This window comes from Elioraea rosea (assembly GCF_007644105.1).
Classification (GTDB): domain Bacteria; phylum Pseudomonadota; class Alphaproteobacteria; order Acetobacterales; family Acetobacteraceae; genus Elioraea_A; species Elioraea_A rosea.
On the sequence record NZ_VFAC01000026.1, the window covers coordinates 48,298 to 56,975 of the forward strand.

The window sequence follows — 8,678 nt, forward strand, 5'->3', positions numbered from 1 at the left end:
CATGACCACCGTGATGGAACGCCCGCGCGCCGCGCGCGGCACCGCCAGCACCGCGCGGGAATTCGTGACGCTGACCGTCGCGAACCAGCTCTGCGGCATTCCCGTGCTCACCGTGCGCGACATCCTCGGCGTGCAGCAGGTGACCCGCGTGCCGCTCGCCCCGCCGGAGGTGGCCGGCAGCCTCAACCTGCGTGGCCGCATCGTGACGGCGATCGACCTTCGACGCCGCCTCGGCCTGCCCGCACCTGAGGCGAGCGCGAAGCCGATGAGCGTCGTCGTCGAGACGGCCGGCGAGTTCTACTCCCTGCTCGTCGACCAGGTGGGCGAGGTGCTGGCGCTGGACGACGAGGCGCGCGAGGCGAACCCGCCGACGCTCGATTCGCGCTGGCGGTCGGTCTCGCTCGGCGTCTATCGGCTGCAGGGCCAGCTCATGGTCGTGCTCGACGTGGACAAGCTCCTTGACATCGGCGTCGACCTGAAGGGCTGAGCGTCCTATTGGCGCGTGCCCGAGGGCCGGCGAGGGGTGACCCTCGCCGGCCCTTTCTCATGCGCCGAACAGCGCCTTCGGCAGGGCCGTGGCGAGGGCGGGGAAGGCTGCGGTCAGCCCGAGGCCCACGAGCTGGATCGCCACGAACGGGATGATGCCGCGATAGATGTCTGCTGTGCCCACGCTCTCGGGCGCGACGCCGCGCAAGTAGAACAGGCTGAAGCCGAAGGGCGGGGTGAGGAACGAGGTCTGCAGGTTTACCGCGACCAGCACGCCGAACCAGATCGGGTCGACATCCATCTGCAGGATGATCGGCCCGACGATCGGGATCACGATGATGCAGATCTCGACGAAATCGAGGAAGAAGCCGAGAGCGAAGATCACGACCATCACCACCGTGATCGCGCCGGCCGCGCCGCCCGGAATGGCGGAGAGCGCCGCGTGCACCATGTCATCTCCGCCGAGGCCCCGGAACACAAGGGCGAAGAGGGTCGCGCCGATCAGCATCGCGAAGATCATCGCCGTGATGGTCGTGGTCGCGCGGCAGACGCCCGCGAGAACGCCCGAGCGCCCGGTGACGAGGAGCGCGTGCAGGATGGCCGCCGAGAGACCTGCGGCGCAGAGCGCCGCGCCGGCGACGCCGAGCTGGTCTCCGAGCGGCGGGGCGGCGCGGCCGAGGCGCAGGTCGAAGATGCTTGCAAGCACCACGAGCCCGACGATGGAGGCAAGCGCGAGCGGCGCTGGCCAGCGCGCCGGCGACACGCGGCGCGCGGCAAGCAGGCTCGCCCCCACCGCGCCGACGGAGGCAGCCTCCGTCGGTGTCGCGATGCCGCCGAGGATCGAGCCGAGCACGGCGACGACGAGGACGATCGGCGGCACGAGTGCGCCGAGCACCTCCTCGCGGCTGACCTTCTCTCCTGCCGGAAGCGCCGGGGCGACGGCCGGCCGGGCCCAGGCCAGGACGGCCTGGTAGAGGATGTAGAGGCTAACGAGAAGCAGCCCCGGAAGCAGGCTGCCGGCGAAGAGCTGGCCGACCGACACGGTCTGGATCGAGAACGCGCCCTTGGCGAGCTGCGCCTGCTGGTAGGCGGCGGAGATGATCTCGCCCAGGATCACCATCACCGTCGAGGGCGGGATGATCTGCCCGAGCGTTCCGGCAGCGCAGATCGTGCCGCAGGCAAGCGCGGGATCGTAGCGGTTGCGCAGCATCGCCGGCAGCGCCATCAGCCCCATCGTGACGACCGTCGCGCCGACGATGCCGGTGCTCGCCGCAAGCAGGGCACCGACGATGGTGACGGAGATGGCAAGCCCGCCGCGCATCGTTCCGAACAGGCGCCCCATCGTCTCGAGCAGGTCCTCGGCGATCTTCGACCGCTCGAGCATGATGCCCATGAAGACGAAGAGCGGGATGGCGACGAGCACCTCCGAGGTCATCGTGCCGAAGATGCGCGGCGGCAGCGCACCCAGAAGCGAAGGCGTGAACACGCCGAACGCCCAGCCGAGCGCGCCAAAGAGAAGCGACGCGCCGGTGAGGATGAAGACGACGGGAATGCCGGTGAGGATTCCCGCGCAGAGGGTCGCGAACATCAGGATGTCGAGCACGCCGCCCAACGCCCTCAGGCCCCTTCCGTGACGCGGCCGGCGCGATGGTCAGCCCGGAGCCCCGCGATCGTCAGCACGCAGCGCACAGCATGCGCGATGGCCTGGAGCAGGAGCAGCACCGCCATTGCGGGGATCAGCGATTTCAGAAGGTATTGGTAGGGGATGCCGCCATAGGCGATCGCACCCTCCCTGATGCGCCAGGATGCCTCGACGAAGGGCCAGCACGTCCAGAGCATCAGGAGGCAGAAGGGAATGACGGCGACGATGATGCCGGCGAGATCGACCGCGGCGCGGCGCGGCGCGCTCCATCCGGCATAGAGGATGTCCACGCGCACATGGCCCTCGTGCAGCATCGTGTAGGCGATGGCCAGCATGAACAGCGTCGCGTGGATGTAGATCACGCTCTCCTGCATCTGGATCAGGCTCGTCGAGAAGCCGTAGCGCAGGACGACGACGGCGAACTGCACGAGCACGAGCAGGGCCGCGAGCCACATCACGGTGCGGCCGACGAGATCGGAGAAACGGTCGAGCGCGCGGCCGAGCGCCGCGAGCGCCATCACGCCCAGCTCACCATCGCCCGGCCCGCGTGCACCGGCGCGTAGGCCTCGCCCACGTAGTCGGCCGCTGCCTGCCGGTAGGCGATGTAGCTCTCGATGATGCGGCGGTTCAGCGCGTCGCCCTCGTCGCGCAGCTCGCTGATGAAGGCCTTCGCCGTCTCGGCCATGGTGCGCACGATGGGTTCGGGAACGGAGCGCACCTGCACGTTCTGCCGCTCGACGACCTCCTTGAGCGCGAGCGGGTTGAAGTGGTCCCACTCCGCGACGCTCTCCTCGTTGTAGCCCTCGATGGCAAAGCGGAGCGCGGCCTTCAGCTCGTCGGGCAGCGCATCGTATTTCGGCTTGTGGATCACCGTCTCGAGGCTCGCCGAAGGCTCCTGCCCGCAGGGGCGATAGTAGAAGCGTGCGACGCGGCCGAAGCCGAGCGGACCATCCGCCCAGGGCCCGGCGAACTCGGCGGCGTCGATCGTGCCTGCCTGGAGCGCCTGGAATACTTCGCCCACCGGCATCTGCACCACCGAGGCGCCGAGGCGCTGGTACATGCCGCCCACGAGCCCGCCAGCGCGCATCCTGAGGCCCCGAAGGTCGTCCGGCGTGGCAAGCTCGCGGCGGAAGAAGCCGGTCCATTGCGGGCCGGAATTGCCGCAGAGGAATGGCTTGAGGTTGAATCGGGCGTAGAGCTCGTCCCACATCGCCTGGGCGCCCGCATTGCGAAGCCAGGCGGTGAGCTCAGTCGTCATCAGCCCGAACGGGAAGCTGCCGATGATCGAGGCGGCGCGGGAGCGGGCGAACCAGAAATGCGGCGTCGAATGGTAGAGCTCGACGGTTCCCTGCGACACCGCATCGAACACGCCGAAGGCGGGCACGACCTCGCCCGCGGCGTGCACGCGCACGGTGATGCGCCCGCCCGTTGCCTGGGCGATGCGCTCGGCCACCCTGTTCGCCCCGCTTCCCGTACCGGGGAGGTTGCGCGGCCAGGAGGTGACCATGCGCCACTCCATCCTCCCCTGCGCGATGGCCGGGGCGGCAAGACCCGCGACGGCAGCACCGGCGAGCACTCCACGACGCTTCATCATCTGGTCTCCATTCCCGTTCATCGGCGCGACGGCAAGGCAAGGGGGCAGAGCGAGGCAAGCGCGCCGGAGGAGACGAGCGCCTTCGCAGCCGCGATGTCGGGCGCCATCACGCGGTCGGTTCCCCAGGGCGGGACGGTTTCGCGGAGCTTCGCGATTGCTGCCTCGAGCGGCGCGGAGGTGGTGAGCGGGCGGTGGAACCCGACCGCCTGCGCTGCGGCAAGCGCCTCGATGCCGATGAGGGCGGCGAGGTTCCCGCCCATGTCGCCGAGCCGTCGCGCAGCATGCGTCGCCATCGACACATGATCCTCCTGGTTGGCGGAGGTTGGCAGGCTGTCGGTCGAGCGTGGCGTGGCGAGCGCCTTGTTCTCGGCTGCGAGCGCGGCCGCCGTCACATGCGCGATCATGAAGCCGGAATTGAGCCCCGGCTCGGGTGCAAGAAAGGCGGGGAGGCCGGTCATCACCGGGTCGGTCAACAGCGCGATGCGACGCTCGGCGAGGCTGCCGGTCTCCGCCATCACGAGGGCAAGCGTGTCGGCCGCGATCGCCACCGGCTCGGCGTGGAAATTGCCGCCTGAGAGGATCTCGCCCGTCTCGGAGAAGACGAGCGGGTTGTCGGAGACGGCGTTCGCCTCTGTCTCCAGCGTCGCGGCAGCCGCCCGGAGCGTATCGAGAAGCGCGCCCATCACCTGAGGCTGGCAGCGGAGCGAGTAGGGGTCCTGCACGCGCGGGTCGCCCACGCGGTGGCTGTCGCGGATCGCGCTTCCGGCGAGCAGCCCCCGCAGGGCGGCGGCCGCGTCGATCTGGCCGCGATGGCCGCGTACGGCATGGATGCGCGGCTCGAACGGCGTGTCGGAACCGCGCGCGGCATCAACGCTCATCGCTCCCGTCACCAGGGCGGAGGCAAGGCAATCCTCCGCAGCGAACAGGCCGGCCAGCGCAAGCGCCGTCGAGACCTGCGTGCCGTTCAGAAGTGCGAGGCCTTCCTTCGCGGCAAGCGTCAGCGGTGCGAGGCCGGTCGACCGAAGCGCTTCCGCTCCCGCAACGACACGCTCTCCTACCATCGCTTCGCCTTCGCCCACGAGAACGAGCGAGAGATGCGCGAGCGGCGCAAGATCGCCCGAGGCGCCGACGGAGCCCTGCGCGGGGATCACCGGCAGGACATCGGCTTCGAGAAGGCGCATCAGCGTCTCGATGATCTCGGGCCGGACGCCGGAGAAGCCCCGCGCCAGGCTCGCGGCCTTCAGCAGCAGGACGAGCCGTACGATGGGGGCGGGCAGGGCAGGGCCGGTTCCCGCGGCGTGGCTGCGCACCAGGTTGAGCTGGAGAGCCGCCACATCCTCGGCCGCGATGCGCGTCGTCGCGAGCTTGCCGAAGCCCGTGTTCACGCCGTAGGCGACCTCGCCGCGCGCGACCACGCCTGCGACCGTCGCGGCCGACGCCGCCACGGCTTTGCGCCAGCCTTCTCCGAGCACGGCCGAGCCGCCTTCGTACAACCGGCGAAGCTGCGGCAGCGTCAGGGCGCCAGCGGTGACGCGTTCAGCCATGGAGCATCGGCAGGTCGAGCCCCTGCTCGCGCGCGCACGCTATGGCGATGTCGTAGCCGGCATCGGCGTGGCGCATCACGCCGGTGGCGGGATCGTTCCAGAGCACGCGTGCGATGCGTTTCGCCGCCGCCTCGGTTCCGTCGCAGAGGATCACCATACCCGCATGCTGGCTCCACCCCATGCCGACGCCGCCGCCATGGTGGAGGCTGACCCACGTAGCGCCAGATGCACAGTTCAGCAGCGCGTTGAGCAGCGGCCAGTCCGACACGGCATCGGACCCATCCAGCATCGCCTCCGTCTCGCGGTTCGGGCTCGCGACCGATCCGCTGTCGAGATGGTCACGCCCGATCACCACGGGTGCGGCAAGCTCGCCGCGCGCGACCATCTCATTGAAGGCAAGTCCGATGCGGTGGCGCTGCCCGAGCCCCACCCAGCAGATGCGCGCGGGAAGGCCCTGGAAGTGGATGCGCGCCTGGGCCATGTCGAGCCAGCGATGCAGGTGCGGATCGTCCGGGATCAGCTCCTTCACCTTCGCGTCGGTCTTCGCGATGTCGTCCGGATCGCCCGAGAGCGCGGCCCAGCGGAACGGGCCTATGCCGCGGCAGAAGAGGGGACGGATATAGGCGGGAACGAAGCCCGGGAAGGCGAACGCGTCGGCGAGCCCCTCCTCCTTCGCCATCTGTCGGATATTGTTACCGTAGTCGACCACGGGGATGCCCATGCGGTGCCAGGCGAGCATCGCCTCGACATGGGCGACCATGCTCTTCCGCGCCGCTGCCGCCGTGCCGCGCGGATCCGAGACGCGACGCTCCTCCCATTGCTCGAGCGTCCAGCCGAGCGGGAGATAGCCGTTGGTCGGGTCGTGCGCGGAGGTCTGGTCGGTCACCGCATCGGGCTTCACGCCCTGCACGACGAGGGCGGGGAACATCTCGGCCGCATTGCCGAGCACCGCGACCGAGATGGCCCGCTTCTCGGTGCAGGCGGCGCGGATCATCGCCAGACCCTCCTCGAGGCTTTTCGCCCAATGGTCGACATAGCCTGTGGCGAGCCGCTTCTCGATCCGGCTCGGCTGGCACTCGATGGCAAGCATGCAGGCGCCCGCGAATACGGCCGCGAGGGGCTGCGCCCCGCCCATGCCGCCCAAGCCCGCGGTCAGGATCCACCGCCCCTCCATCGTGCCGCCGTAGTGTCGGCGCGCGAGCTCGGCGAAGGTCTCGTATGTGCCCTGCACGATTCCCTGGCTTCCGATGTAGATCCAGCTTCCGGCCGTCATCTGGCCGTACATCATGAGCCCCTTGCGATCGAGCGCGTCGAAATGCTCCCAGGTCGCGAAGGCGGGAACGAGGTTGCTGTTGGCAATCAGCACGCGCGGGGCGTCGGCATGGGTGGGGAACACGCCCACCGGCTTGCCCGACTGCACGAGGAGCGTCTGGTCGTCGCGCAGCCGCTTGAGCACGCCGACGATCGTGTCGAAGCTCGCCCAGTCCCGCGCCGCGCGGCCGATGCCGCCATAGACGACGAGATCGTCAGGCCGTTCCGCCACCTCCGGGTCGAGGTTGTTCATCAGCATCCGAAGCGGCGCCTCGGTCTGCCAGGAGAGGGTGTTGAGCTCGGCCCCGCGCGGGCTCCGGATGATGCGGCGATTGGCCTGGGCCATCCCCACTCTCCTCAGATGTCGGCCGTGAGGCGCTTCACGGCGTCGGGGTCGAGCGCGATGCCGAGGCCCGGGCCGTCCGGCACGGTGATGTAGCCGGCTTCCGGCACGAGCGGTTCGGCGAGCAGCTCGTCGCGCAGCCGGTTCTCGCCGACGTCGTATTCCACGTAGGTCGGGTCGGGCGGGTGCGTCGTCGCGGGATAGGGGCTGTGCGCGGCGACGAGGTGCACGGCCGCGGCGAGGCCGATGGCGGAGGCCCAGACATGCGGGCTGAGCCGCTTGTGATGGAGATGGGCCAGTTGTGCGATCAGCCGCCCCTGGGTCAGGCCCCCGCAGAGCGAGAGGTCGGGCTGCCAGACATCGGCGCAGCCCTCGGCGCCAAGCCGGTTGAACTGGTGCGCGGTGTAGAGCGCCTCGCCCGTAGCGATCGGTACGGGTGAACGGTCACGCAACCAGCGGTAGCCGGCCCAATCGAGCGGGGCGAGCGGCTCCTCGATCCAGTGGATGCGGAACGGCTCGATGGCGCGGATCGTGGCGAGCGCCTGGTCTGCCGTGCAGTTGCCGTTGATGTCGACCATCAAGGCGAACCCGTCGCCGAGCCGCCGCCGGGCGTGGGCGACGCGGCCGACGTCCTTCTCCACCGAATGACCGATCTTCATCTTCGCGGCGAAGAAGTCCCTGCCGAGGAAGCGGTCGATCATCCCGTCGAGGCTGGCTTCCGGGTCGGCCGTCATGTAGCCGCCGGAGGCATAGACCGCGACACGGTCTGCCACCTTGCCGCCGACCAGGGCATGCACGGGAACGCCGAGCCGCTTGCCGATCGCGTCATGCGCGGCGATGTCGATGCCCGAAGACAGCGCCATCAGCTGGTTCTCGATGCCGAAATGGTAGTTCCGGCCGAGGATGAGCGGCACGGCCTGGGCATGGGCGAAGAGGTCGCGCCCGATCCAGGCGTCCTTCACCGCATCGAGATAGCCCTTCACCGCCGCGGGCGGACCCCAGGCCTCGCCGATGCCGGTGATGCCGTCATCGGTGTCGAGCTCGACGAGGGTGCACTGGCGTGCCGCCGCAAGCCCCCTTGCCATGCCATAGGGTTCCGCCAGGGCATGCCGAAGGGGGGTGAGGCGGATCTCGCGAATTCGCGTCATCGCTGGCCTTTTCGTGAGGCGTCCCGAAGCGGGCGAAGATCGAGTATGATGCCCTTCCCGGCCGGGCGACAATCCGGCGCGGGCAGGGGGTGATCGACACAACGAGGGACTGGCGAAGGCATGACGCTTCGCACCATCGCTGTTCTGGCGTGCATCGGCGCAGGCGCTGCCCTGGCCGTTGCCTCCGTGCGGGAGGAGCCGCCAAGGCCGCTCCGCGTCGCCGTGGTCGACCGCGGGCCGATCGTCGCGGCCGTCTCCGCCACGGGCAGCGTGAACCCGAGGCGCACGGTGGATGTGTCGAGCCAGCTTTCCGGCCAGGTGCGCGAGGTGCTGGTCGACTACAATTCCCGGGTCGAGGCAGGCCAGCCCGTAGCCCGGCTCGAGGACAGCCATCTCGTCGCGCGGCTCGGCGCGGCCGTGGCGGAGGAGCAGGCGGCGCGGGCCAATCTCGTGCTTGCCGAAAGCCAGCGCACCCGGGCTACAGCCCAGGTCGCCGCCGCAGAGGCCAAGCATGACCGAACGCTCGCGGCGGCCCGCGCGCGCGACGCCGCCGAGCGCGACGCGGAGGCGGAGCTCGCCAGGCGGCGCGAGTTGCGCGCCCGCGGCGTCG

Annotated in this window: 7 protein-coding genes and 1 pseudogene; 2 read left to right on the forward strand and 6 right to left on the reverse strand. The window is 69.9% G+C overall.

All coding sequences use genetic code 11. The features are described from left to right. The first annotated feature begins 1 nt into the window (after nucleotide 1). A complete protein-coding gene (locus FIF60_RS15280; protein ID WP_144186963.1) occupies nucleotides 2-487 on the forward strand; it encodes a chemotaxis protein CheW in 486 nt (161 codons plus the stop codon). Between the two features lie 57 nt (nucleotides 488-544). Here FIF60_RS15280 and FIF60_RS15285 read toward each other — a convergent pair whose 3' ends face one another. Genes FIF60_RS15285 through FIF60_RS15310 form a run of 6 tightly spaced genes read right to left on the reverse strand, consistent with a single transcriptional unit; the run spans nucleotide 545 to nucleotide 8,068 of the window. Then, nucleotides 545-2,089: a TRAP transporter large permease gene (locus FIF60_RS15285; protein ID WP_338032087.1), complete on the reverse strand. Its 1,545-nt coding sequence runs from the start codon at nucleotides 2,087-2,089 to the stop codon at nucleotides 545-547. Nucleotides 2,090-2,103: 14 nt separating this feature from the next. Then, nucleotides 2,104-2,646: a TRAP transporter small permease subunit gene (locus FIF60_RS15290; protein WP_239451652.1), complete on the reverse strand. Its 543-nt coding sequence runs from the start codon at nucleotides 2,644-2,646 to the stop codon at nucleotides 2,104-2,106. Further along, nucleotides 2,646-3,722 carry a TRAP transporter substrate-binding protein gene (locus FIF60_RS15295; RefSeq protein WP_239451650.1) on the reverse strand — a complete coding sequence of 359 codons (1,077 nt, stop codon included), beginning with the start codon at nucleotides 3,720-3,722 and terminating at the stop codon, nucleotides 2,646-2,648. Before FIF60_RS15295 ends, FIF60_RS15290 begins: the two co-directional genes overlap by 1 nt. Before the next feature lie 17 nt (nucleotides 3,723-3,739). Then, on the reverse strand, nucleotides 3,740-5,266 hold the full coding sequence (gene hutH, locus FIF60_RS15300; RefSeq protein WP_144186966.1) for a histidine ammonia-lyase: 1,527 nt from the start codon (nucleotides 5,264-5,266) through the stop codon (nucleotides 3,740-3,742). Beyond that, complete coding sequence (hutU, locus tag FIF60_RS15305) at nucleotides 5,259-6,923, reverse strand: urocanate hydratase (RefSeq protein WP_144186967.1); 1,665 nt, start codon at nucleotides 6,921-6,923, stop codon at nucleotides 5,259-5,261. The genes hutH and hutU overlap by 8 nt, the downstream gene beginning before the upstream one ends. Nucleotides 6,924-6,934: 11 nt before the next feature. Then, nucleotides 6,935-8,068, reverse strand: a complete 1,134-nt coding sequence (locus FIF60_RS15310; protein ID WP_144186968.1) for a mandelate racemase/muconate lactonizing enzyme family protein — start codon at nucleotides 8,066-8,068, stop codon at nucleotides 6,935-6,937. Between the two features lie 120 nt (nucleotides 8,069-8,188). Between FIF60_RS15310 and FIF60_RS15315 the strand changes: the two are divergent. Then, a pseudogene (locus FIF60_RS15315) lies at nucleotides 8,189-8,678 on the forward strand (hypothetical protein); the annotation flags it as partial.